Origin of the sequence: Cytobacillus firmus (assembly GCF_023715565.1) — a bacterium.
Classification (GTDB): Bacteria; Bacillota; Bacilli; order Bacillales; family Cytobacillaceae; genus Cytobacillus; species Cytobacillus firmus_C.
The window spans coordinates 46,336-71,963 of the sequence record NZ_JAMBOJ010000012.1; the positions used below are offsets into that span (position 1 = coordinate 46,336).

A 25,628-nucleotide genomic window follows, 5' to 3' on the forward strand; every position below is an offset into this window, starting at 1 on the left:
CATTTTACGTGCGGTCTTCCTGAACCTTCACTTCAATATGATAAGTCGGAAGAGCTTTAATCAGGGCTTTATGCAATTGAGCCTGTGAATCGATCTTTTCCTGATGGGTCATATTGCCTTTCCGGTATGCAGTCACCCACATATCCTCCCCATTGATCCAAACAGCTCCCGGGCGGTATCCCTCATGAGCAGCAACCACTTTGCGGGCCTGGTCGATATCATCCTGATTATCCACGCGCTTGCCGTCAAAGTTGATAAAGTTCGGATTCTGATCACCGCTCATCGTCCGGTCCAATGTATCATTGTCTTCTGTGCGGTCCAGATCGTTATTGATGAATGAAACTCCATCCCGGCTCTCATGGTCATACTCACTCTCAGTCGCCTGATTATTGGCACAGCCAGCCATCAATGTGAGCAGCAGAAGGAACATACTCAGTTTTTTCATTCTTTACACCTCCTTTTTATAGCATGTCCGCTATAAGAAGGATTGTGCGGTCCAAAATAAGGCAGAGCCTGGGGGTAGAAGGCGTTGATTTTTGATTTGGCTGAAGCTTTGGTAAGCATTTTTCTTAGTATTTTGTCCAAAATCTCTCCGGGTTCGGACTCAAATCACAGGATTTTTGCTTTTTGTGTCTGAAGTTGGCCCGGGCTTGGACTCAAACTACCTCATTTTTGCTTTTTATGTCGGTCTCAACCTACCTCATTTTTGCTTTTTGTGTCTGAAGTTGAACCAGGTTCGGACTCAAACAACCGCATTTTTACTTTTTGTGCCTGAAGTTGGCACAGGTTTGGACTCAATCCGCTTTTCATCGCTTTTTGCAAAACAAAAAAACTGCCCGGAACACGCCAGGGCAGAGAGATCGTTAAGTATAAATTTATGATAAAAACTCGGTTGTCTTCTGTTTTTCTAAAACATTGGGTGATTTGGGTACTTCATGATGATGGCGGCAGCGCGGTTCATAGGCTTCTGAGGCGCCAACTAAAATAACCGGGTCATCATATGAAGCTGGATTTCCATTGATCAGGCGCTGTGTACGGCTTGCAGGTGATCCGCAAACGGCACAGACGGCTTGAAGCTTTGTAACCAATTCTGCTATCGCCATGATGGCAGGCATTTGGCCAAACGGCTCCCCGCGGAAGTCCTGATCAAGACCGGCAGCGATAACACGATGTCCGCTGTCAGCCAGGTGCTGAATGACTTTGACAATTTCATCATCAAAAAATTGCACTTCATCAATAGCAATCAAATCAATTTCAGGTGTAATGTATTTAAAAATATCGGTAGACTGGGTCAGGGGTTTAGCTATGACCGAAGTTCCATTATGTGAAACGACAGCTTCATCACCATATCGGTTATCAATCTGCGGTTTAAATACAGCAATTTGCTGTTTGGCGAACTGAGCTCTGCGCACACGGCGAATCAGTTCTTCTGATTTGCCGGAGAACATGCTGCCGCAAATGACTTCCACCCATCCGTGATGATTCATAACGTACATGAACGGCCTCTCCTTCCTCGTTCTAACTAATAGAATGCCTTGCTTTGACTATTTGTATGAAGAAAGGGGTTGAGCTGTTAATGTGCACTCGCGCTTTTTCAAAACAAAAAGGTCCCTGAATAATTCTTCATAACGGCTTATTTTGCAATAAAAAACAGGCAAGAAAGTTAACTTGCCTGTTTTTGTTGTTTATTATTTTTGTTCTGACTTAATGCCGTATTTCTTATTGAAACGGTCAACACGTCCGCCGGCTTCAGCGAATTTCTGACGTCCAGTATAGAATGGGTGGCACTCAGAGCAAGTTTCAACGCGGATCTCTTCTTGAACAGAACCGGTTTCGAACTCGTTACCGCAAGCACATTTCACCATTGCTTTTTTATAGTTAGGATGAATTCCTGATTTCATTCTTTTCATCTCCTTCCGCCCTGAATCATTCGAAACAGAGTTATATATTACGGGCAATCATGAATTGCCGTAAACTTCAAAAACACACTGTCATCATTATAACAAGTCCATGTGTTTTTTGCAATAATTGAATTCTGCATCCTGGAATTTCCAGATGGAATTTTGTTTATTAACGCTGTCGTTGATTTCCGCTGCAGGCACTTGCTTTTCGCGGGAGTCAAGTACCATCCGCTCCAACTAATTAAGATTCCTGGAGAGAATAAATTTAACATAAACAGCATTATTAAAAAACGAAAGTTTCACTAAATTTTATTAACGCTTAGCCTTCATCTCTTCAGCAAGGTTGGCGAAGAATTCTTCGTTTGATTTTGTCTGTCTTAGCTTGCGAAGCAGTTTTTCGGCGAAGTCCGGTGAATCGGACATGGACTTGCGGATTGCCCACAGCTTGTCCAGGTGATCCTTCTGAATAAGAAGTTCCTCTTTACGCGTGCCGGAGCGGCGGATGTCGATGGCCGGGAAGATTCTTCTTTCAGCCAGTGAGCGGTCAAGGTGCAGCTCCATATTGCCTGTCCCTTTGAACTCTTCATAAATGACATCATCCATCCGTGAACCCGTGTCAACGAGTGCAGTTGCCAGAATCGTTAAGCTTCCGCCCTCTTCAATGTTTCGGGCAGCACCGAAGAAACGCTTTGGCCGGTGGAATGCAGCCGGGTCAATACCGCCGGACAGGGTTCTGCCGCTTGGAGGAATAACCAGGTTATACGCTCTTGCCAGCCTTGTAATGCTGTCCATCAGAATTACAACATCACGCTTATGCTCAACGAGACGCATTGCACGTTCAAGCACAAGCTCGGCCACTTTAATGTGGTTTTCCGGCACTTCATCAAATGTGGAGCTGACTACATCTCCTGCAACTGAACGCTCGATGTCTGTTACCTCTTCCGGGCGCTCGTCAATCAATAGCACGATCAGTTCCGCTTCCGGGTGGTTGGTTGTTACGCTATTGGCAATTTCTTTTAAAAGCATAGTCTTACCTGCTTTTGGAGGAGCGACAATCAGACCACGCTGCCCGAATCCAACCGGTGCAAGCAGGTCCATAATTCTTGTAGACAGCTGTCTTGTACCTGTCTCCAATTTCATATGGCGGTTTGGATAAAGTGGTGTCAGTCCAGGAAAGTGAACACGCTCTTTTGCTGATTCGGGATCATCGCCATTCACAGCTTCAACCTGCAGAAGGCCGAAATAACGCTCATTTTCTTTTGGAGGACGGACTTTTCCTGAAACCTTATCTCCGTTTCTCAAATCGAAACGGCGGATCTGGGAAGCGGAAATATAAATATCCTCTGAGCTTGGTGAATAGTTGATTGGACGAAGGAAACCAAACCCTTCAGACTGAATGATCTCCAGGACACCTTCCATGAAGAAGTAGCCCTCCTGCTCTGCTCTCGCCTTCAGGATGGCAAAGATTAACTCTTTTTTCGATAACTTGCTGTAATAAGAAACTTTATATTCACGGGCAAGTTCATAAAGCTCTTTAAGCTTCATATTTTCTAAACTTGAAATATTTAAACCCATTTTTACACCACACTTTTGAAATTTTCAATTATTTCCTCCATATGCAGCTGTTCAAATGATTGGACTTTATATGAAAGGAAAGGGAAAGATACTTTGAGGCACTGAAAATAGCTGAAGATTCTATCATTATGTTCTTAATTAAAGATTTCGAGGAATGGAACGGTTTGCTGTCCGTTTTCGGTTAAAATTATGAGGTAACCTATTCCATGAAAAACAATCTCTATTTTAACCCTTAATGGGAAAATTAATCAATAACAAAATTTGATATGGAAAATATAGCAGGAAGGAAATGAAAATGAGCGGGCTGGCCCAGTTCGGCCAGCACTCATTTTCTATCTGTTTATTTATATTTATTTAATAACAAGATTAGGCTTTTTATTCAGACTATGGCGCCCCTCGACAAAGCGGACTGTTCCTGATTTCGCACGCATAACAATTGAATGAGTTGAACCGTATGAACCTTTGAACTGTACGCCTTTCAAAAGCTCCCCATCTGTTACGCCTGTTGCAGCAAAAATCGCGTCATCGCCTTTGACCAGATCTTCCATAAGAAGGACTTTATTAATATTAAGGCCCATCTTCAAGCAGCGCTCAGCCTCTGCGTCATTTTGCGGAAGAAGTTTCCCCTGAATTTCCCCGCCAAGGCACTTTAGGGCAACAGCTGCCAGCACGCCTTCCGGTGCACCGCCGGATCCGAACAAAATATCGACACCTGTTTCATCAAAGGCAGTATTAATGGCTCCAGCCACGTCGCCATCGTTGATTAATTTAATTCTGGCACCTGCTTCTCGAAGCTGGCTGATGATGTGTTCATGGCGCTCACGGTTAAGCACTGTCGCCACAACATCCTGGATATCCTTGTTTTTGGCCTTTGCTACCGCTTTCAAATTATCCAAAACAGAAGCGTTGATATCAATTTGACCGACGGCTTCAGGGCCGACTGCAATTTTGTCCATATACATATCCGGAGCGTGCAGAAGATTTCCATGGTCAGCTACCGCAAGAACAGCTAATGCATTCCAGCCGCCGGATGCTACGATGTTAGTTCCTTCAAGCGGATCAACAGCGACATCCACGCGTGGACCGTAGCCAGTTCCAAGCTTTTCCCCGATATAAAGCATTGGCGCTTCATCCATTTCGCCTTCCCCGATAACGACTGTCCCCTTCATTGGCACCGTATCGAATACATCTCTCATTGCAGAAGTAGCGGCATCATCCGCTTCATCCTTTAATCCGCGGCCCATCCAGCGTGCTGATGCTAAAGCGGCACCTTCAGTTACACGAACTAATTCCATTGACAAACTTCTTTCCATCGATTTTTCCTCCCCGGATTCTAAGGCTGGCAGCATGGCAAATGCGGACCGGCTTCTTACCCCCGGTACCGCAAGCCTGCCTTAATTTATATTTGTCTGCTGATCCCCTTTAGCATTGGCCCAAGTATGATCAGTCAGCTGTTAATATTCAATGGTGTTCTATTTATGCGTTCTTCATTTGTTCCATTTCTTCTTTGCTCATTTCTTCGCGCCAGATTGTAGCACCAAGTCCATTCAGCTTTTCAACCAGGTGGCTGTAGCCTCTGTCGATATGTTCTAAGCCTGTAACTTCGGTAACTCCCTCCGCCATTAAGCCGGCAATTACCAGTGCTGCGCCGGCGCGCAAATCGCTCGCCTTTACTTTAGCACCCTGAAGCTGAACAGGCCCATTGATGATCGCAGAGCGCCCTTCCACTTTAATGTTGGCATTCATTCTGCGCAGCTCATCAATATGCTTGAAGCGGGCACTATAAATAGTATCAGTGACCATGCTTGTCCCCTCTGCACCTGTTAACAGAGAAGTCAGAGGCTGCTGAAGATCTGTAGGGAAGCCTGGATAGACAAGGGTTTTAATGTCCACAGCTTTCATTTTCTCAGCTGGCCCGACAAATACCTGGTCGTCGTTCGATTCAATCTGAACGCCCATTTCGCGCAGCTTGGCAATTAAGGACTCAAGGTGATGCGGAATGACATTGTCAATCAGCACGCCTTCTCCAGCCGCTGCACCAACAATCATATACGTTCCCGCTTCAATCCGGTCCGGGATGATCGTATGCTGGCACCCATGCAGATGGTCCACGCCATCAATGCGGATCACATCTGTGCCGGCACCCTTGATTTTCGCGCCCATATTGGTCAAAAGCGTAGCAACATCAATGATTTCAGGCTCTTTTGCGGCATTTTCGATAATGGTTCTGCCTTTCGCCCTAACAGCGGCAAGCATTATATTGATGGTTGCTCCCACACTGACAACATCGAGATAAATACGGGCTCCGCGCAGTTCATCGGCACGAAGGTAAATGGCTCCCTGCTCATTGGTCACGCGTGCGCCAAGAGCTTCAAACCCTTTTATATGCTGGTCGATCGGCCTTGGCCCAAGATGGCATCCTCCTGGAAGTCCAATAACCGCTTTTTTAAATCGGCCAAGCATCGCTCCCATTAAATAATAGGAAGCACGCAGTTTTTTTACTTTTCCGTTCGGCAAAGGCATGGAAATCATGGAAGAGGGATCAACTGTCATATCATTTTCAGAGAATTCAACAGTGCCCCCTATTTCTTCAAGCAAATCTTTTAGAATTTGTACATCCGAAATATCCGGCAAACCTTCAATTGTTACAGGCGATTCCGCTAAAATGGTGGCTGGAATTAGTGCGACGGCACTATTCTTCGCCCCGCTGATCCGGACAGTCCCTTTTAAAGGGTATCCACCTGCAATCATTAGCTTTTCCATTTGTAACTCCCTTCTAAGCCGTTGTTAAACACATATGCTGGAATTCGACATCAATCTTCAAAAAATTGATAGCCCTTACAGCAAAAGCTACACACTACTTTTCTAACCAACTTCAGCAGAAAATAGCCATAGCTTCTATAAGAAACCCAGTAGGCTTGTCTTTTTTTAATATCGGAAAAATAGTCTTCGGGAAAATATGCACTTTCATATTATCATGTATCTGCATTTTTCAACATTGCAAGTTGAAAAAGGAACAATTTTCCATGTATTTTTTGCAGATTCCGACATTATCTTTATCTTATAGTTTACACGAAAAATCAAATCTCATGTATTGTATTCAAAAAAAGTTCAAATTAAGAAAGAAGCACTAAAAACCGGGGTACAAGTAATGGGGCTGGCTTTGATCCGATTCAGCACCGAAACAAAGCCAGTTTCCTAGAGTTTTTTTACCGAAGTAAGCTATCTATCCTCTTGAGTTCCAGTCTGCGAGGAACGCTTCGATTCCCTTATCTGTAAGAGGGTGGTTGAATAATTGCTGGATGACTTTATAAGGAACTGTCGCGATATGAGCTCCTCTTAAGGCTGCATCCGTCACATGCTGCGGATGTCTGATGGAAGCCGCGATGATTTCTGCATCAATGTCATGGATCGCGAAGATTTCTGCGATTGTGGAGATTAGATCAAGACCGTTATGGCCAATATCGTCCAAACGTCCAAGAAATGGAGAAACGTATGAAGCACCTGCTCTTGCAGCAAGAAGCGCCTGGTTTGCACTGAAGATCAGCGTTACATTGGTTTTAATGCCTTCTTTTGAAAAGACGCTTACTGCTTTCAGGCCATCCGGCGTCATTGGCACCTTGATTGTGATGTTCGGTGCAATCGCTGCAAGCTCTCTTCCTTCTTTAATCATGCCTTCCGCATCAAGTGCAATGACCTCGGCACTTACTGAGCCCGGCACCAATTCCGTGATTTCACGAAGACGGTCAGGGAAGGATACATTCTTTTCTTTTGCCACCAATGAGGGGTTGGTAGTTACTCCGGCAACTACCCCAAGGGCGTATGCTTCTTTAATTTCGTCCATGTTTGCTGTATCGATGAAAAACTTCATAAAAAATCCCACCTTATTAAATATTCTAATATCTATGTATTATCAAATAAAGCTGTGATTCTGTAAAGCCTTACATTTGGGCCAGGTCAATAAATAAGACAAACCGCCCCTATTTCTAGAAGCGGTTTTCTCTTGCAGTTATTTGATTATGCTTTGTTTGAAGAACCAAATTCGCGCATTTTGCCGATTACTGTTTCTTTAATCGCTTCACGTGCAGGTCCTAAGTATTTGCGCGGATCGTATACTTCTGTATCTGCTGCCAATACTTCGCGAACGCGTTTTGCTGAAGCAATTTGGTTTTCAGTGTTTACATTGATTTTAGCAGTTCCTAAAGAAACGGATTTTTGGATATCCTTTGTCGGGATTCCAGTACCGCCATGAAGAACCAGAGGAACACCTGTAAGGCTTCCGATCTCTTCCATTTCAGCAAAGCCAAGGTTTGGCTCACCTTTGTATGGTCCATGAACAGAACCAAGGGCCGGAGCAAGGCAGTCGATGCCTGTACGCTTAACCAGCTCTTCACATTCTTTTGCATCAGCATAAATCACGCCATCAGCAATAACATCGTCTTCCTGTCCTCCGACAGTTCCTAACTCTGCTTCAACTGAAACGCCTTTTGAATGTGCATATTCAACTACTTTTGAAGTAGTCTCCACATTTTGTTCAAATGGATCATGGGAAGCATCGATCATTACGGATGTGAATCCGGCATCGATTGCCTCTTTACATTTATCAAAACTTGAACCGTGGTCTAAGTGGATAGCCACTGGAACGGTAATTTTATAATCTTCAAGCAGCCCTTCAACCATTTTTACAACCGTTTTAAAACCGCCCATGTAGCGTGCAGCACCTTCGGAAACACCAAGGATAACCGGTGATTTTTCTTCTTCTGCCGCCTGCAGGATCGCTTGAGTGAACTCAAGGTTGTTTAAGTTAAATTGACCTACTGCATAGCCTTCTGATTTTGCTTTATTAAGCATTTCAGTCATAGAAACTAAAGGCATTTTTTCTTCCTCCTTATTGATAATCGTTTAAGTTCAGGCAGACTAAATACTGTTAAAGTTTTCCCCTTAACACTATCGAATATGTACCCTCACAATAGTCCGCTAAACTGAGACGACCCTTTGGAATTCATCTGTTATCATACCAAAAAGGACTTAGAAAAGCCATTATTCCAGCGCGTTTTTATGAAATGTCATAAAGCAAACGCTATCATTTTTCCCGTGTTGGAATTTCAGGTTAAAAACGGATATTTTTGGTTTATTATGAGTTAGGGACTAGCAAATATTTTTTTACTGCCGCCCTGATGTCATCGATATCGAATGGCTTCGCAAAGTGAGTAAGAGCACCCAGATCCTTTGCTTCCTGAATCATATCGAGTTCACCGTAAGCGGTCATGATAATAACGCGGATATCTTTATCCACTACTCTCATTCTTTTTAAAATTTCAATCCCGTCCATTCCCGGTATTTTCATATCAAGAAGAACAAGATCAGGCGAATGCTTGGAAACAATGTCGAGAGCCTGGACTCCATTGGCAGCCTGGTACGTGTCGTACCCTTCCTTCTGCAGTACCTCATTAAGTAAAATACGGATTCCGAACTGATCATCTACGATTAAAATTTTCCCTTTCATCAAGCCACCTCTTTCTGTCGTATTAAAAGCACTTAGGTTTAAAACCATACTGAATTATGACTGCAGGTCACTTAACTATACATTCTCCTACAGCTAATTTCTCTGTGAAAGATGATTATTCCTTCTTAATTTAGCAATTACCTTTGATTATTTTACCTTTCCTTCCCTATTCTCTATAATAGAACCGCAGGAAAAGATGAAGGAGTGAACGGATTTGCTGAAGATGTTTTCTACCCAGCTGACAGGCTTATTTAAAAGACTTCAGGAAAAAGAGGAATTTTCCATAGAGGACAGCGCCCGCCTATTGGCCCAGGCTGCTGCCGGTGATGGAAAAATATATATTTACGGAACTAAAGAAATGACTTCAATCGGCTATGAAGCCGTTCAAAGCCAGGAGCCGCTTAGAGATGCAGCGGTTTTGGAAAAGGAGTCGGAAGTATCAGAAACTGACCGGGTCATCATCTTTTCAAGATATTCGGATGACGAAGACGCAGCCGCTATGGCAAAATCTTTATCTGAAAAAGGAATTCCGTTTGTGGCAGTAAGCACTTTAAGAACTGAAAGTGGCGGCAGTCTGGCCGATTTGGCTGATGTTCATATAGATTTAAAGCTTGCGAAAGGCCTTCTGCCTGATGAAGAGGGCAATCGCTTCGGTTATCCGGCCACGATGGCCGCTTTGTTTGTGTATTATGGAATTAAGTTTACGATTGATGAGATAATGGCGGAGTTTGAGTAGCTTTTGCAAGTTTTAACTGTACAAATACTTCGTGCTCCACAAACAAAAAATCCCTCCGCATCCGGAGGGATTTTTCGCATATTATAGTTTTTCGCTGAACTTCAATGATGCCCCGACAAATTCACGGAATAATGGCTGAGGCCGGGTTGGTCTTGAGATAAATTCAGGATGGAACTGTGAAGCGACGAACCAAGGGTGATCCTTGACTTCGATGATTTCCACCAGTCGGCCGTCCGGGCTTGTACCGGAGAAGACAAAGCCTGCTTTTTCCATATCCTGACGGTAATGGTTATTGAACTCATAGCGATGGCGATGACGCTCATATACCACTTCATCCTGGTATGCCTCAAAGGCTTTTGTATCTTCATTCAATTTGCAAGCCTGCAAACCAAGTCTTAGAGTTCCGCCTAAATCTTCAATATCCTTTTGCTCAGGCAAAAGGTCGATTATTGGATGCGGTGTTTCAGGAGCAATTTCTGCTGAGTGCGCCCCTTCAAGACCCAGTACGTTTCTTGCAAATTCAATCGAAGCCAGCTGCATGCCCAGGCAGATGCCAAAGAATGGCTTTTTGTTTTCGCGCGCATACTGAATGGCAAGGATCTTCCCTTCGATGCCGCGGTCGCCAAATCCGCCCGGAACCAGGATACCGTCCACGTCCTGAAGCAGTTCATTCACGTTCGTGCTGTCCACTTCTTCAGAGTTGATCCATTTGATTTCAATATCAGAATCATAGGCATAACCTGCATGTTTTAAGGCTTCGACAACAGAAATGTAAGCATCCTGCAATTCAACATATTTACCGACAAGGCCGATCTTGGTTTTTTTAGAAAGGTTTAGAACCTTATCAACCAGCTGTTTCCACTCGGTCATCTCTGCTTCTCCGCAATCCAGTTTCAAATGCCTGCAGACGATTTCATCAAGCTTCTGATCCTGAAGGGATAGCGGCACAGAATATAAAGTATCCGCATCTGCTGCTTCAATAACAGCTTCTTTATCGATATCACAGAATAGCGCAATTTTGTCCTTCATATCCTGGGAAATTGGCATTTCCGTACGAAGAACGATGACATTTGGCTGAATGCCAAGGCTTCTTAGTTCTTTAACACTGTGCTGTGTCGGCTTTGTTTTCATTTCACCTGCTGCCTTGATGTAAGGAACCAGTGTACAGTGAATGTACATTACGTTATCGCGGCCGATATCACTCTTAATCTGGCGAATCGCTTCAAGGAATGGTAGTGACTCAATATCCCCTACTGTTCCGCCGATTTCTGTGATAACCACATCAGAATTCGTTTCATGGCCTGCACGGAATACTTTATCCTTGATTTCATTTGTGATATGCGGGATAACCTGCACCGTTCCGCCGTTATAGTCGCCGCGGCGCTCTTTTCTAAGAACTGTTGAGTAAATTTTACCAGTTGTTACACTGCTGTACTTTGTCAGGTTAATATCAACAAAGCGCTCATAGTGGCCTAAGTCCAGGTCCGTCTCTGCGCCGTCACCTGTTACAAACACTTCACCATGCTGGTACGGGCTCATGGTTCCCGGATCCACATTTATGTAAGGATCGAATTTCTGAATTGTAACAGTTAACCCTCTGTTTTTCAGCAGGCGGCCAAGTGATGCTGCCGTAATTCCTTTTCCCAGTGACGAAACAACTCCGCCCGTAACAAAAATATACTTAGTCATGAAAAATTCCCCCTTGATATCAGTTTGTGCATAATGATGCCGGTTTAAAGACTTGATGATAAAAATTCTATTGTTCAGCCTCTGCCTTTTCAGCGGAAGCTTATCGCAAAGGGATGGTTTAGCTCTTTTAAAAAGGCACATGGCCTGTAAAAAAAATAAAAAGCGCTCCTCTTACTTAAGTAAGTAAGGGAGCGCTATTAGCGTCTAAACGAATCGTCCTTTTTTAAGGAGCCCAAAAAGTATTCTACAAGCCCTGAAACGAAAAGTCAAGGTTATAAATCTTCTTCTTCGTCTTCTTCGCTTTCATCTTCCTCCAGCTCTTCATCTTCATCGACAAGGTCGAATTCTTCTTCTTTTTCCACAATATCATCATCTTCGAAATCGTCATCATCTTCAAGATCATCGTCATCGTCGAGAAGATCGTCATCATCGTCTTCAGTCAGATCATCATCTTCGAATCCGTCGATATCATCGTAGTCGATATCCTCTTCATCCAGTTCATCATAATCTTCAAGGTCGAGATCGTCGTCAGCCTTTTTCTTCGCCTTTTTCTTTTTCTTAGGCTTGATTACGGTTACGACTTCTTCTTCATATTGGTCAACCGGATACCATGAACGAAGACCCCAGCGGTTATCGCCCAATCCAATGAAATGGCCATCTATATTTAAATCTGTATAGAACTGCGCAATTTTCCCCTTGACTTGTTCCTCTGAAAGGTTTTTAAGTTTAGCTACTTGATTCATGATGTCATTAAAGGCCATTGGTTCTTTTTTGCTTGTCAGAAGTTCATAAGCCACTTCGATTAATGACATTTCCTGCAATTCTTCTTTTGAGAACTGTTCCAAACCCAATATCAGCACTTCCTTTCCCTATGTAAACGCTCATAAGCGCGCTAATTAAAACTATATAAGTTGAATTTCCGCAGGGCCCTGCACATGCATGTGGACAGCCTGCAAGAAGGCATATTCTTCATTATAAACAAATTTTTACGGTTTATGCCAGTTATATCTGCTGTTCTGAGTATTTTTATGCGATTTAATAGAGCTTTGAATGATGTCCGTTAATTTCCGCTACGGGTACTTGCTTTCCGCTGGGAGAAACGGGAGCCTCGTGCAGGACATTAAATAGGCTTCATCGAATAATCAATGCACCAAGGAAATGCGGCAGCATTTTCGAGGATCAAGTGCCCTCCGCTCAAACTCAGCAGAATACATTTTATTGTTTTTGCAAGACAATAACTTTTTTTATTATCCGCTAAAAAGATGCTAATCTGCCCTCTGTTTTCTCCTGCCCCTCAGCGGCCGGTCCCATTTTTTATAGGCGAGCCAGGTGAAGAAGATGGAGAGCAGGAAGAATGCTATGGCTCCCAGCTGTTTTCCGTATAAAAAATATACACCTGCACCAGCGGCAAGCATGGCTGCGTAGAGCAAGAATTTTTTCATATTTTCACATCCTCAGGTTTCCCGAAGTGGACTGCTATGTATTGATTCCATTATATAGGATATGGATGTATTTTATATTACTTCTATGTTAAATAATAGTGCAGAAAACAAGGGCCTGCTGCTGCAGGCCCTGTTTTTACATATTCCTCCGGTACTGCCCGCCCACTTCGTATAATGCACGGGTGATTTGGCCGAGGCTTGCCACTTTGACGGTTTCCATCAGCTCGGCGAAGATGTTTTCGCCGCTGACTGCTGCTTCCTTCAATTGGTTCAGTGCCTCTTCCGATTTTTCTTTGTTGCGCTCCTGGAAGCTGCGCAGGTTACGGATTTGTGTTTCTTTCTCTTCCTTCGTTGCCCTTGCAAGCTCCATGTTGTTCATTTCATCCTCTGATGGAGGATTAGGATTCAAGTATGTGTTGACCCCGATGATCGGAAGCTCCCCAGTATGCTTTTTCATTTCATAATACATGGACTCATCCTGGATTTTGCCGCGCTGGTATTGCGTTTCCATGGCACCGAGAACCCCTCCGCGGTCATTGATGCGTTCGAACTCTCTCAGCACCTGCTCTTCCACAAGATCTGTCAGCTCATCCACGATAAATGCACCCTGAAGCGGATTTTCATTTTTCGATAAGCCATGCTCTTTTGTAATGATCATCTGGATGGCCATTGCCCGGCGGACAGATTCTTCCGTCGGTGTCGTGATGGCTTCATCATACGCATTCGTATGAAGCGAGTTACAGTTATCCTGAAGCGCCATTAACGCCTGCAGTGTTGTGCGGATATCGTTAAAATCGATTTCCTGTGCATGCAGGGAACGGCCTGAGGTCTGGATATGGTATTTCAGCTTCTGGCTTCTCTCGTTTGCACCGTATTTATCTCTCATAACCGTTGCCCAGATGCGGCGGGCCACACGGCCGAGCACCGTGTACTCCGGATCCAGTCCATTCGAGAAGAAGAATGACAGGTTTGGTGCAAAATCATTGATGTTCATGCCTCTGCTCAAATAGTACTCCACATACGTAAAGCCATTTGCCAGTGTAAAGGCAAGCTGTGAAATCGGGTTCGCTCCCGCTTCCGCGATATGGTAGCCGGAAATGGATACCGAGTAGTAATTGCGGACCTTGTGGTCAATGAAATACTGCTGAATATCCCCCATCATCCTCAAAGCGAACTCTGTCGAGAAGATACAAGTATTCTGTCCCTGGTCCTCTTTTAAAATATCAGCCTGAACCGTCCCGCGTACCGTCTGCAGCGTCTGCGCCCTGACTTCGGTGAACTCTTCAACTGTCAGCACACGATCAAGCTCCTGCTCTTTTGCCTCAACCTGCTGTTCGATCGCCGTATTCATGAACATCGCCAAAATAATCGGCGCAGGCCCATTAATCGTCATGGATACAGATGTAGATGGATGGCACAGGTCAAAACCGGCATACAGCTTCTTCATATCGTCCAGTGTACAGATGCTGACACCGCTCTCCCCGACTTTTCCGTAAATATCCGGGCGGTAGTCAGGATCTTCTCCGTAAAGGGTGACAGAATCAAAGGCTGTGCTTAAACGCTTTGCAGCATCATCTTTGGATAGATAATGGAAGCGGCGGTTTGTCCGTTCAGGCGTACCCTCTCCGGCAAACTGTCTTTTTGGATCTTCACCCTCGCGTTTGAATGGGAAAACACCGGCTGTGTAAGGGAATGAACCCGGTACATTTTCTCTGTATACCCAGCGGATGATTTCTCCATAATCCTTGTACTTAGGCAGTGCCACTTTTGGAATGGACAGACCGGATAAGCTTTTTGTCTTTAAAACCGTCACAATTTCTTTATCGCGGATTTTTGTTACAAATCGCTCTCCTGAGTATTTTTCCTTCAGGTCTTCCCAGCCTGCAAGAATGTTCTTTGTTTCAGCCGTCAGCTTTTCTTCTGCAGCAGATTTAATGGCTTCAAGAGAGGCAATGACTTCTTCATTTCCTTCTTGTTCTTTTACAGCAAGCAGTGCTCCCTCAAGCTGAAACAGTTTGCGGGCAAGATCTGCCTGCTCTTCGGCTTTTTTATGATAGCCGCGGACGGTTTCGGATACCTCGCGGAGATAATAGCGCTGTTCATTTGGAATAATGACATTCTGCTTTTCAACTTTTGCGCTTTTTGTAAAACTTGTTTTCCAATCTGTACCTGCTTTTTCATTAATCGTTTCAACCAGTGCCGCAAACACCGCGTTTGTGCCCGGGTCATTAAACTGGCTCGCAATGGTTCCGTAGACAGGCATGTCTTCAAGCTCTTTTTCAAAAAGCATCCGGCTGCGCTGGTACTGCTTTTGCACCTGGCGCATCGCATCCTCTGAGCCTTTGCGTTCAAATTTATTAATGACGATTAAATCTGCATAATCGATCATATCAATTTTTTCAAGCTGGGATGGCGCCCCGAATTCACTTGTCATGACATACATCGAAGCATCACAAATTTCGGTAATGCCGGCATCTCCCTGCCCAATGCCGCTTGTTTCCACAATAATCAAATCAAAACCGGCTGCTTTAACAACAGAAATAGCATCCTGAATCGCAAGCGACAGCTCGCTGCGGGAATTTCTTGTTGCCAGGCTTCGCATGTAGACACGCGGATTAAAGATGGCGTTCATGCGGATACGGTCGCCAAGAAGCGCACCGCCCGTTTTTTGCTTTGTCGGATCCACTGAAAGAATCGCGACCTTTTTCTCAGGAATTTCATTAATGAAACGGCGGATCAGCTCATCTGTCAGCGAGCTTTTTCCGGCACCGCCCGTTCCTGTAATCCCCACAACCGGAACCTGCTTTTCGAGTGATTTCACTTTCTTCATAACTGGCTCAAGCGCTGCTGCCGCTTCCTTGCCTACGGTTACCTGATGCTCAGCCAGTGTAATCAGCTTGGCGATGGCATTGGTTTCCCCGTCCTGGAGATTTTCAATCTGCTCGGATGCTTCAGCTGTAAATGTCGGGAAATCACAATCCTTAATCATTTGATTAATCATGCCCTGAAGACCGTATTGGCGGCCGTCTTCCGGCGAGAAAATCCTCGCGATTCCGTAATCATGCAATTCTTTGATTTCCTTCGGGATGATGACACCGCCTCCGCCGCCATAAATGCGGATGTGGGATGCGCCTCTTTCCTTCAGAAGATCATACATATATTTGAAGTACTCCACATGTCCACCCTGATAAGATGAAATGGCGATTCCCTGCACATCCTCCTGGATGGCAGCATTTACAACTTCCTCCACTGAACGGTTATGCCCGAGGTGGATGACCTCTGCCCCGCTTGCCTGAATGATGCGGCGCATAATGTTGATGGAAGCATCATGTCCGTCAAATAGACTGGAAGCCGTCACAAAACGAATATGATTTTTCGGCTTATAGACTTCTGGATTGCTCATCGTTCTCCTCCTTGTCCGTAAACGCAAGGCCAAGCCCTGCGCACTATTCTTAAGCTTTTTCCGAGACCTTGCCTGAATCCTTTATTCCCTGAAAAAGAAGATTGGTCTGCAGCTGGATATACTCGTCGATGCTGTACATTTTCTGCAGGGACCAGCGGCGGAATGCCCACATTTGCCCCTGGACAAAAATGTTATGGGCGATCATTTTGATTTTTTCCTCCGGCAGGTCCAGTTCCCCGTTCTCCACGCAAAGAGTAATGACATGCTCGAACATGCCAACCATTTCAATTTCTTTTTTGAGCACATATGGAAGGGCGTCTTTTGTCAGCGCCTTTACTTCCTGGTACATGACAAGCACTTCATCCTGCATTTCGTCGACCACTTTGAAGTAATCGGCGATGCCTTGTTTCAGGCTTTCAAGTGTGCCCTGTTTCGTATCAAGGCCCTTTTGCAGCCGCTCGGCTACCTGGTCATATATGCTGTCGCAAACCAGGTACAGGACGTCCTCTTTTGTCCGGATGTATTCATAAAGCGTTCCAATACTAAAACCAGATGCCTTTGCGATCTCTCTAGTTGTTGTACGATGGAACCCTTTTTGGATAAAAAGGGTGACGGCACCTTTAATCATCTGATCGCGTCTTTTTTTGACAAGACGCTCATCTTTAACAGAAGCCTGCACTTCCCGTTTTTTCATTGTTACCTACCGCCTCCCGTCATTCAGACGTATTATTTCGTTACCATACGAGAGATTACGAGTCTCTGGATTTCCTGTGTGCCTTCGTAGATTTGCGTGATTTTGGCGTCGCGCATATAGCGTTCTACCGGGTAGTCCTTTGTATATCCGTAGCCGCCAAAGATTTGAACGGCGTCTGTTGTTACTTTCATGGCAGTGTCGCCGGCAAGAAGTTTGGACATAGCCGATTCTTTTCCGTATGGAAGTCCTTCTGATTCCAGCCATGCTGCCTGGTAAGTTAAGAGTCTGGAAGCTTCGATGCTTGTTGCCATGTCTGCCAGTTTAAAGCCGATTCCCTGCTGGGCAGCGATTGGCTTGCCAAATTGCTGGCGTTCTTTGGCATATTCGATGGAAGCATCCAATGCACCCTGAGCGATTCCGACTGCCTGGGCAGCGATGCCGTTGCGGCCGCCATCGAGTGTCATCATGGCAACTTTGAAGCCCTCGCCTACATTGCCAAGCACATTCTCAACCGGAACCTTGCACTCTTCGAAAATAATCTCAGTTGTCGGTGAGGAACGGATTCCCAGTTTCTTTTCCTTCTTGCCGACAGAGAAGCCTTCAAATCCTGCTTCCACGATGAACGCGGTTGTACCCTTATGCTTGGAGGATGGATCTGTTAAGGCAAACACGACATAGATATCGGCAATTCCGCCGTTTGTGATGAAAATTTTGCTGCCGTTTAAGACGTAATGGTCACCTTCAAGGCGGGCTGTTGTTCTCATTCCGCCGGCATCAGATCCGCTGCCCGGCTCAGTAAGGCCGTATGCGCCGATTTTTTCACCTTGTGCCATCGGCTTTAAGTACTTTTGCTTTTGCTCTTCGTTTCCGAACTTGAAGATCGGCCAACCTGCAAGGGACGTATGGGCGGAAAGAGTTACACCTGTAGAGGCGCAGACTCTTGAAAGCTCTTCAACTGCGATACAGTAAGCCAGGTAGTCACTGCCGATTCCGCCGTATTCTTCAGGCCACGGAATACCGGTTAATCCAAGTTCCGCCATTTTATCGAAAATCTCTCTGTCAAAGCGCTCTTCTTCGTCACGCTCAGCTGCTGTCGGCGCCACTTCGTTCCTGGCGAAATCGCGCACCATTTTTCTGATCATTTCATGCTCTTCACTTAATTGGAAATTCATTGTAGGTCCCTCGCTTTATATGGATTCTTTAATATGTTAAAAAGCTTTATAATTTTGCCCGTTGACTGCAGCGAACCCGCGGGGAGGAATGCGAGCCTCCTCCGCTTCGCGTGCGGTGTCTCACACTTCCCTCTCCTCCCGCAGGACATTGATATCAGCTTCCTCGACTGAACGAAATGCGTCATCATTTTCGGAGGATCAAGTGCCCACAGCGAAGATCATCTCTGCATTTAAAAGTTAGACGTAGTAAACACTCTCAGAAACAAATATCATAACTTTACAGCTGTTTGCTGATGACAATCCGCTGAATTTCGCTTGTACCTTCATAGATTTCAGTAATTTTTGCATCGCGGAAGTAACGCTCAACCGGGTAATCTTCTGTGTAGCCGTATCCGCCGAATACCTGGATGGCCTCTGTTGTTACGTCCACTGCCGTTTTGGATGCAAACAGCTTTGCCATGGAGGCTTCAAGTCCACACTTGATGCCGCGCTGGCGCATGTCTGCTGCGCGATAGATTAATAGTTTTGAAGCTTCTACACTTGTTGCCATGTCTGCAAGCTTAAATCCGACACCCTGCTGCGCGGCGATCGGCTTGCCGAACTGTACACGTTCCTTGGCGTAACTCGCGGCTGCTTCAAAAGCTGCTTCTGCGATTCCAAGTGCCTGTGAAGCAATCCCGATCCTTCCGGCATCGAGATTAGCCATTGCAATCTTGAAGCCCTCTCCTTCAGTGCCGAGGAGATTTTCAGCCGGAATCCGCATATCTTCAAATGTCAGCTGCAGAGTTCTGGAGCCGCGCAGACCCATTTTGTGCTCATCTTTCCCAAATACAAGACCTGGTGTATCCTTCTCGACAATGAAAGCGGAGATGCCTTTGGTGCCCAGCTCCGGATTTGTGGAAGCAAAAACGATATAAACGTCAGCTTCGCCGGCATTTGTAATAAATACTTTTGAGCCATTGATAACGTAATGATTTCCATCTTTAACCGCACGGGACTTTAAGCTTCCGGCATCCGAGCCTGCGCTCGGCTCCGTGAGGCAAAAAGCACCGAGATACTCGCCTGAAGCAAGCTTCGGAATATATTTCTGCTTTTGTTCTTCCGTCCCGAAATAAAGGATCGGGTTTGTTCCAACCGATGTGTGAACCGATAAAATAACGCCGACCGTCGCACTTACGCGTGACAGTTCATGGATAGCGATAATGTAAGAGATAAAGTCCATTTCCGATCCGCCGTATTTTTCAGGAATCGGAATCCCCATTAGGCCAAGTTCGCCCATTTTGCGAAGAATCTCCCTAGGAAACTCGCCTTGCTCCATTTTTTCAACAAAAGGGGCGATTTCTGCCTGAGCAAAATCCCGCACCATTTTTCTCATCATTTCCTGCTCTTCTGTAAATCTCAGGTTCATTTGTATACCCTCCGATGCTGCCCAGGCTTCAGTTAGCCAAGGCCTAATGGTTTATTCGTAAACGTAGAAGCCTCTGCCTGTCTTCTTGCCAAGCCAGCCGGCTTTTACATATTTTCTTAACAGCGGGCATGGGCGGTATTTATCATCACCAAAACCTTCATGCAGGGTTTCCATAATATACAGGCATGTGTCCAGGCCAATGAAGTCAGCCAAAGTCAGCGGTCCCATTGGATGGTTCATGCCAAGCTTCATCACTTCATCAATGGCCTCTTTAGTCGCGACCCCCTCGTAAAGCGTGAAGATTGCTTCATTGATCATTGGCATCAGGATGCGGTTGGATACAAATCCTGGGAAGTCATTTACTTCTACCGGCACTTTTTTGAGTGTCTTCGTGATGTCTTCGATCGTTTGGTATACTTCGTCAGCTGTTGCCAGACCGCGGATGATTTCTACAAGCTTCATCACGGGCACCGGGTTCATAAAATGCATGCCGATCACTTTTTCCGGGCGTTTGGTTGCGGCTGCTATTTCTGTAATCGGAAGGGATGACGTATTACTTGCCAGAATCGCATGCTCTGGTGCAATTTCATCAAGCTGGCTGAAGAGCTTCGTTTTGATCTCCATGTTTTCAACCGCGGCTTCGATGACGAGCTCTACGTTTTTGGCGTCCTGAAGATCACTTGAAGCGGTTACATTTTTCAGTACTGCTTCCATCTCGCCCGCTGTCATGCGCTCTTTTTCCACCTGGCGGGAAAGATTTTTCTTTATCACGCCAAGACCGCGTTCCACAAACTCCGGCTTTAAGTCGTTTAAGATGACGCTATAGCCTGCCTGTGCACATACCTGTGCGATTCCTGAACCCATTTGTCCAGCACCGATTACCATAATGTTTTTTACGTTCATTTTGTATCCTCCGTTCTTGGGTTTGCGGTTGTACTATATTTGCATTTCTGGCCACTAAAGTTTTGGCTCGAATCGTGTTATCGCTAATCCTTATTCACTATTGCTTTGGAACCTCAATCATCACCGCATCGCCCTGGCCGCCGCCGCTGCAGATGGCCGCGATGCCGATTCCGCCTCCACGGCGCTTCAACTCGTGCATCAGAGTCAGAATGATTCTTGCTCCGCTCGCGCCGATTGGATGGCCGAGTGCCACAGCCCCGCCATTGACGTTTACTTTTTCTTCATCAAGACCGGCAATTTTTCCGCTTGTAAGAGCAACGGCTGCAAATGCCTCATTTATTTCGAATAGATCAATCTCTTCCAGGGTTTTTCCTGTCTTTTTCAACAGAGCATTTATGACAAGGCCAGGTGTCTGCGGGAAATCCTTCGCTTCCACCGCAAGAGCTGTATGGCCGAGAATATAAGCTTCCGGTTTTTTGCCTTCTCGTTCTGCACGCTCTTCGCTCATCAATACCAATGCCGCTGCACCGTCGTTGACGCCAGGCGCATTCCCGGCAGTGATCGTTCCGTCGGAGTTAAAAACAGATCCGAGCTTGGCGAGCTTTTCTAAAGAAGTGTCTTTACGGGGAGACTCATCCTGAGAAACAACGACCGGATCCCCTTTTCGCTGCGGAACTTCCACTGAAACAATTTCTTCTGCCAGTTTGCCGGATTCGATTGCAGCAAGTGCACGTTCATGGCTTCTCATCGCCCAATTGTCCTGCTCTTCACGGCTGATTTCGAATTCTTTCGCTGTCGAGTTTCCGTATGTTCCCATATGGACGCCTGTGAAGCTGCAGCTTAATCCGTCGTGGACCATTAAATCCTTAACCGTTGAATCACCCATGCGCAGGCCCCAGCGTGCTTTTGGCAGAATGTATGGCGCGTTGCTCATGGACTCCATGCCGCCAGCTACGATGATTTCCTCGTCACCTGCCCTGATGATCTGATCTCCTAAAGTGACGCTTCGCATGCCGGAAGCACACACTTTATTGATCGTTTCCGTTTTCACTTCCCATGGCAAGCCTGCTTTTCGGGCAGCCTGGCGTGAAGGGATTTGCCCCTGTCCTCCCTGGAGAACGGTGCCGAGGATCACTTCGTCGACATCCTCGGGGTTAACGCCGGCACGGTTCAGCGCTTCTTTTATTGCAAATCCGCCAAGGTCAGAAGCGGTAAAGCTGCTAAGACCTCCTGCAAATTTTCCAAAAGGTGTTCTTACTCCGCTAAGAATTACGGTTTTCCCCATAAAGAATCGCTCCTTTGTACTATTAATTTAAAATGTTCGAAAAATTAATTAGAAAAAAATAGAGTCTATGTTGCAGGTCTAGTTGAAGGTAACTGTTTGTGAAGGTGCTGGTCATTGACTGAACGCTCGCTCGAAAGGACGGCGAAAAAAGGATTTATCGGATCTTCAGTCACCCAGAAAAATTGTAAGCGCTTTATCATTTTCTATTTTACTAGAAAAACAGCAGAAATTGAAACACTTTACACAAAATTCAGGCAAAAACATTTTTCGTCAAAATGCATTACAGGAATTTTGGTGGTGCTTCAATTTCCACTTTCAAGATATTAGGATGCTACCTTCCGGCTTTCACCTATAACGGACTTTTCCAGAATTTCAGCAACATCGTACGTATGAACCTGTTCTTCCACTTCTTTCGCTTTCGTCCCATCAGACAGCATGGTTAAGCAGTATGGACATCCTGAACTGATTACGGATGGATTGACTGCCAATGCCTGCTCTGTGCGTGAAACATTTACGCGATGTCCGGTTTCTTCTTCCATCCACATCAGGCCGCCGCCCGCTCCGCAGCACATGCCGGTTTCGCGGTTTCTTTCCATTTCCACAAGCTTGACGCCCGGGATGCTTTTAAGGATTTCACGCGGAGGATCATACACCTCGTTGTAGCGTCCAAGATAGCAGGAATCATGGAAGGTAATCGTTTCTTCCACTGCATATTGCGGCTTCAGCTTGCCTTCTTCCACAAGCTGGGCAAGAACTTCAGTATGGTGATAAACCTCTGCCTCTAATCCGAAATCCGGATACTCATTTTTGAAAATATTGTAGGCATGAGGATCAATCGTGACAATCTTCTTCACTTCATTTTTCTCAAACTCTTCAATGTTCTTAGCGGCAAGCTCCTGGAACAGGAACTCGTTTCCAAGACGTCTTGGCGTGTCACCGGAGTTCTTCTCCTTGTTGCCAAGGATGGCGAACTTGACGCCGGCCTCATTCATCAGTTTCGCAAAGGAAAGAGCGATCTTCTGACTGCGGTTGTCATAAGAGCCCATGGAGCCAACCCAGAATAAGTATTCAAACTCTTCGCCCGCCTTTTTCATTTCCTTCACTGTCGGCACATGAACATCTTCACGTGCTTCTCTCCAGTCCTCGCGCTCCTTGCGGTTCAGTCCCCAAGGATTGCCCTGGCGCTCGATATTGGTCATGGCACGCTGTGCGTCCGCATCCATCTTCCCTTCTGTTAACACAAGGTAGCGGCGCAGATCGATAATTTTATCAACATGCTCATTCATTACCGGACATTGGTCTTCACAGTTTCGGCAAGTCGTACAAGCCCAGATTTCTTCTTCTGTAATGACTTCGCCAATCAGGCTTGGGCTGTATGCCAGACCAGCCGCAGCTTCTTCTGCACCTTGGCCGGCAGCAGCAAGCGCAAGCTGATTGCCTTTCGTGTTGGAAAAAGCAAATGTCGGAACCCACGGCTGCTTAGATGTGACAACAGCACCGTGATTTGTTAAATGATCACGCAATTTCAAGATTAAATCCATCGGCGAAAGCATCTTTCCAGTGCCGGTTGCCGGACACATATTGGTACAGCGTCCGCATTCCACACAAGCATAGAAGTCAATCATCTGATGCTGTGTAAAATCTTCAATCTTTCCGACACCAAAGCTTTCCTGTGTTTCATCTTCAAAATCGATTGCCTTTAATTTCCCCGGATTGTCCAGACGGTTAAAATATACGTTGGCCGGTCCGGCGATTAAGTGAGCGTGCTTGGATTGAGGCACATACACCAGGAATGCAAGCAAGAATAATAAGTGAATCCACCATGCGATATAAAAGACAGCAATGGAGGCTGTTTCGCCCATCCATGAGAATCCGCCGGCAATCAGGGACGCAACAGGCTCTGTCCAGGTTCCTTCATGGCCATGCCAGATCATGCCCATTCCATTGCCAAGCAGGACGGATAGCATAAGCCCTCCGATAAAAATAAGGACGAGACCTGATTTGAATCCGCGCTTTAAGCGGACAAGCTTTTCCACATATCGACGGTGGAAAGCCCACATGACCGCAACCAGGATCATAAGGGTCACAATTTCCTGGAAAAAGGTGAACCCGGGATATAAAGGTCCAAGCGGCAGGTGTGCACCCGGCTTAATTCCTTTGATAATAAAATCAATCGCTCCAAATTGGACAAGAATGAAGCCATAGAAAAACATTACGTGAATAATCCCGCTCTTCTTATCCTTTAAAAGCTTCTTCTGGCCAAAAACATTGACCCAGATCTTTTCAAGGCGCTCTTTCACCTTCCCGTCAAACTCCACTTTTTTGCCAAGCTTAATATAATCAATCCGCGTCTTCACAACATAGACAAAAAGGCTGACAGCGTAAGCGGTTACAAGAAGGAATGCAATTAAATTGATCCATAATAAACCGTTCATGGGCATGGTGCTCCTTTCCTCATCTTAGAAAATTTTAAAAACAGTATAATTTTCTGAATTTACTCTTATTCTCATTATATTATGAATGAGCATTCAGTCAACCATTTTTCGTAAAACTTGTTCGAAAAATTTTATTATTTCCATTTATTAATTTCTTTTCAGAGAGGAAAAGTCCTTCCAATTTGGAAAGAATTGATGATAGAAATAGCACGGCAGGAAATACTAACAGGAAAATCCTTTTGGGAGGTAGAACTCGATGACTGTCTGGAATATCATTATGGCCGTTTTACTTGTCATATTCCTATGGCTCTATATCGATTTTACATGGGGCCGGAAAAGCCATTTGAAAAAGCTGGAGCGGACCGTATGCCCTATCCGGCAGTCTGACATGGAGCTGTTTGCCAACGGCCCTGCTTTGTTTGATGATTTATTCTCCGAACTTAAAAAAGCGCAAAAGCACATTCATGTTTTATTTTATATTGTGAAGGAAGATAAAATAAGCAAGGAGTTTTTAACCATATTAATGGGTAAAGCAAAAGAAGGAGTGGAAGTCCGTCTTCTCCTGGATTGGGCCGGAAGCTTTACCATCAAAAGAAAAACCGTTAAGAAACTGAAGAGCAGCGGCATCAAGTTTTCGTTTGCACATGTGCCAAAGCTCCCTTTTCTCTTTTATTCTTTTCATGCCAGAAACCATCGGAAAATTGCAGTGATTGATGGGAAAATCGGTTACACCGGCGGTTTTAATATCGGCAAAGAATACATTAATGAGGATAAAAAGCTGACTCCTTGGCGTGACTATCATTTAAAATTTAAGGGCGAGGGTGTGCAGGATCTGCAAAGAGAGTTTTTGACTGATTGGTATAAAGCAACGAAGACTGACTTGCTTGCTAACAGTGTCTATTTTCCTGATCTTCATGCGGGTCTTTATCGTCAGCAGTTTTCGGCTTATAAGGGGGCTTTCCTGGAAGAAACCTTCTCATCCTTAATACGGAATGCGAAAACGGGCATTACGATAGGCACCCCTTATTTTATTCCGAGCAAAAGGCTTTATAAGGATTTACTCCATGCCCTTGAACGCGGTGTTACAGTCAAGCTCCTCGTACCATCCCTAATCGATCATATTCTGGTGAAAGAAGCCTCTTATCATTATCTGAGAGCCCTGATTAGAGAAGGAGCTTATGTGTATGAGTACAAAAAGGGCTTTTACCATGCAAAGGCCATTATGATCGATGATGATATCTGTGATATCGGAACAGCCAATTTTGATAAGCGGAGCCTGTTCTTAAATTATGAAATCAATTGCTTTATTTATGACAAAGAGTTCATTAAAGAGATCAAGGCAGTTTTAGATAAAGACATACTGGATGCCAAGAGATTGACGCTAAAAGAATTAAACCGGCCGGATCCTTTAAGGACATTTAAAGAAATGCTTGCCCGGTCTGTGGCAAGCTTCCTGTAGAAAAGCGGACCAATCTAGAC

At 45.2% G+C, this 25,628-nt stretch carries 21 protein-coding genes; 2 read left to right on the plus strand and 19 right to left on the minus strand.

Annotation, left to right across the window (positions count from 1 at the left end):
• Positions 1-4 precede the first annotated feature (4 nt).
• From M3205_RS06690 to M3205_RS06730, 9 genes are all read right to left on the minus strand, one after another.
• Positions 5-445, minus strand: a complete 441-nt coding sequence (locus M3205_RS06690) for a hypothetical protein (RefSeq protein ID WP_251169200.1) — start codon at positions 443-445, stop codon at positions 5-7.
• Between the two features lie 430 nt (positions 446-875).
• Positions 876-1,496 (minus strand): thymidine kinase, encoded by a 621-nt coding sequence (locus M3205_RS06695; protein WP_251169201.1) that lies wholly within the window; start codon positions 1,494-1,496, stop codon positions 876-878.
• A 192-nt stretch (positions 1,497-1,688) separates the two neighbouring features.
• Positions 1,689-1,901, minus strand: coding sequence for a 50S ribosomal protein L31 (rpmE, locus tag M3205_RS06700; protein ID WP_009332279.1), 213 nt, complete (start codon positions 1,899-1,901; stop codon positions 1,689-1,691).
• A 312-nt stretch (positions 1,902-2,213) separates the two neighbouring features.
• Positions 2,214-3,476, minus strand: a complete 1,263-nt coding sequence (rho, locus tag M3205_RS06705) for a transcription termination factor Rho (protein WP_251169202.1) — start codon at positions 3,474-3,476, stop codon at positions 2,214-2,216.
• 350 nt (positions 3,477-3,826) lie between these two features.
• The gene (gene glpX / locus M3205_RS06710) at positions 3,827-4,789 is read right to left on the minus strand and encodes a class II fructose-bisphosphatase (protein WP_251169203.1); all 963 of its coding nucleotides are present in this window, start codon (positions 4,787-4,789) and stop codon (positions 3,827-3,829) included.
• 163 nt (positions 4,790-4,952) lie between these two features.
• Positions 4,953-6,239 carry a UDP-N-acetylglucosamine 1-carboxyvinyltransferase gene (locus tag M3205_RS06715; protein WP_095243210.1) on the minus strand — a complete coding sequence of 429 codons (1,287 nt, stop codon included), beginning with the start codon at positions 6,237-6,239 and terminating at the stop codon, positions 4,953-4,955.
• Positions 6,240-6,702: 463 nt separating this feature from the next.
• A complete protein-coding gene (fsa, locus tag M3205_RS06720) occupies positions 6,703-7,347 on the minus strand; it encodes a fructose-6-phosphate aldolase (protein WP_251169204.1) in 645 nt (214 codons plus the stop codon).
• Positions 7,348-7,493: 146 nt separating this feature from the next.
• Complete coding sequence (locus M3205_RS06725) at positions 7,494-8,351, minus strand: class II fructose-bisphosphate aldolase (RefSeq protein WP_197206428.1); 858 nt, start codon at positions 8,349-8,351, stop codon at positions 7,494-7,496.
• A gap of 259 nt (positions 8,352-8,610) precedes the next feature.
• A complete protein-coding gene (locus M3205_RS06730) occupies positions 8,611-8,985 on the minus strand; it encodes a response regulator (protein ID WP_172581936.1) in 375 nt (124 codons plus the stop codon).
• Between the two features lie 211 nt (positions 8,986-9,196).
• On the opposite strand from M3205_RS06730, the gene M3205_RS06735 reads away from it, so the two are divergent.
• Positions 9,197-9,718 carry a DUF2529 domain-containing protein gene (locus M3205_RS06735; protein ID WP_251169205.1) on the plus strand — a complete coding sequence of 174 codons (522 nt, stop codon included), beginning with the start codon at positions 9,197-9,199 and terminating at the stop codon, positions 9,716-9,718.
• Between the two features lie 81 nt (positions 9,719-9,799).
• Here M3205_RS06735 and M3205_RS06740 read toward each other — a convergent pair whose 3' ends face one another.
• The 10 genes from M3205_RS06740 to M3205_RS06785 all read right to left on the minus strand — a co-directional run bounded on the left by M3205_RS06740 (position 9,800) and on the right by M3205_RS06785 (position 24,149).
• Positions 9,800-11,407: a CTP synthase gene (locus M3205_RS06740; protein WP_251169206.1), complete on the minus strand. Its 1,608-nt coding sequence runs from the start codon at positions 11,405-11,407 to the stop codon at positions 9,800-9,802.
• A 272-nt stretch (positions 11,408-11,679) separates the two neighbouring features.
• The gene (gene rpoE / locus M3205_RS06745) at positions 11,680-12,258 is read right to left on the minus strand and encodes a DNA-directed RNA polymerase subunit delta (RefSeq protein WP_251169207.1); all 579 of its coding nucleotides are present in this window, start codon (positions 12,256-12,258) and stop codon (positions 11,680-11,682) included.
• Between the two features lie 414 nt (positions 12,259-12,672).
• A complete protein-coding gene (locus M3205_RS06750) occupies positions 12,673-12,849 on the minus strand; it encodes a hypothetical protein (RefSeq protein ID WP_251169208.1) in 177 nt (58 codons plus the stop codon).
• 136 nt (positions 12,850-12,985) lie between these two features.
• Positions 12,986-16,252: a fused isobutyryl-CoA mutase/GTPase IcmF gene (gene icmF, locus M3205_RS06755; RefSeq protein WP_251169209.1), complete on the minus strand. Its 3,267-nt coding sequence runs from the start codon at positions 16,250-16,252 to the stop codon at positions 12,986-12,988.
• A 49-nt stretch (positions 16,253-16,301) separates the two neighbouring features.
• Positions 16,302-16,946 carry a TetR/AcrR family transcriptional regulator gene (locus M3205_RS06760; protein ID WP_095243203.1) on the minus strand — a complete coding sequence of 215 codons (645 nt, stop codon included), beginning with the start codon at positions 16,944-16,946 and terminating at the stop codon, positions 16,302-16,304.
• Positions 16,947-16,978: 32 nt separating this feature from the next.
• The gene (locus tag M3205_RS06765) at positions 16,979-18,118 is read right to left on the minus strand and encodes an acyl-CoA dehydrogenase (RefSeq protein ID WP_095243199.1); all 1,140 of its coding nucleotides are present in this window, start codon (positions 18,116-18,118) and stop codon (positions 16,979-16,981) included.
• Positions 18,119-18,395: 277 nt separating this feature from the next.
• Complete coding sequence (locus tag M3205_RS06770) at positions 18,396-19,526, minus strand: acyl-CoA dehydrogenase (protein ID WP_251169210.1); 1,131 nt, start codon at positions 19,524-19,526, stop codon at positions 18,396-18,398.
• Between the two features lie 51 nt (positions 19,527-19,577).
• Positions 19,578-20,429, minus strand: coding sequence for a 3-hydroxybutyryl-CoA dehydrogenase (locus M3205_RS06775; RefSeq protein ID WP_251169211.1), 852 nt, complete (start codon positions 20,427-20,429; stop codon positions 19,578-19,580).
• A gap of 97 nt (positions 20,430-20,526) precedes the next feature.
• Positions 20,527-21,714 carry an acetyl-CoA C-acetyltransferase gene (locus M3205_RS06780; RefSeq protein ID WP_251169212.1) on the minus strand — a complete coding sequence of 396 codons (1,188 nt, stop codon included), beginning with the start codon at positions 21,712-21,714 and terminating at the stop codon, positions 20,527-20,529.
• Between the two features lie 323 nt (positions 21,715-22,037).
• On the minus strand, positions 22,038-24,149 hold the full coding sequence (locus tag M3205_RS06785) for a (Fe-S)-binding protein (protein WP_251169213.1): 2,112 nt from the start codon (positions 24,147-24,149) through the stop codon (positions 22,038-22,040).
• 256 nt (positions 24,150-24,405) lie between these two features.
• Here M3205_RS06785 and cls point away from each other — a divergent pair, with 256 nt between their 5' ends.
• Positions 24,406-25,608, plus strand: coding sequence for a cardiolipin synthase (gene cls / locus M3205_RS06790; protein ID WP_251169214.1), 1,203 nt, complete (start codon positions 24,406-24,408; stop codon positions 25,606-25,608).
• Positions 25,609-25,628 lie beyond the last annotated feature (20 nt).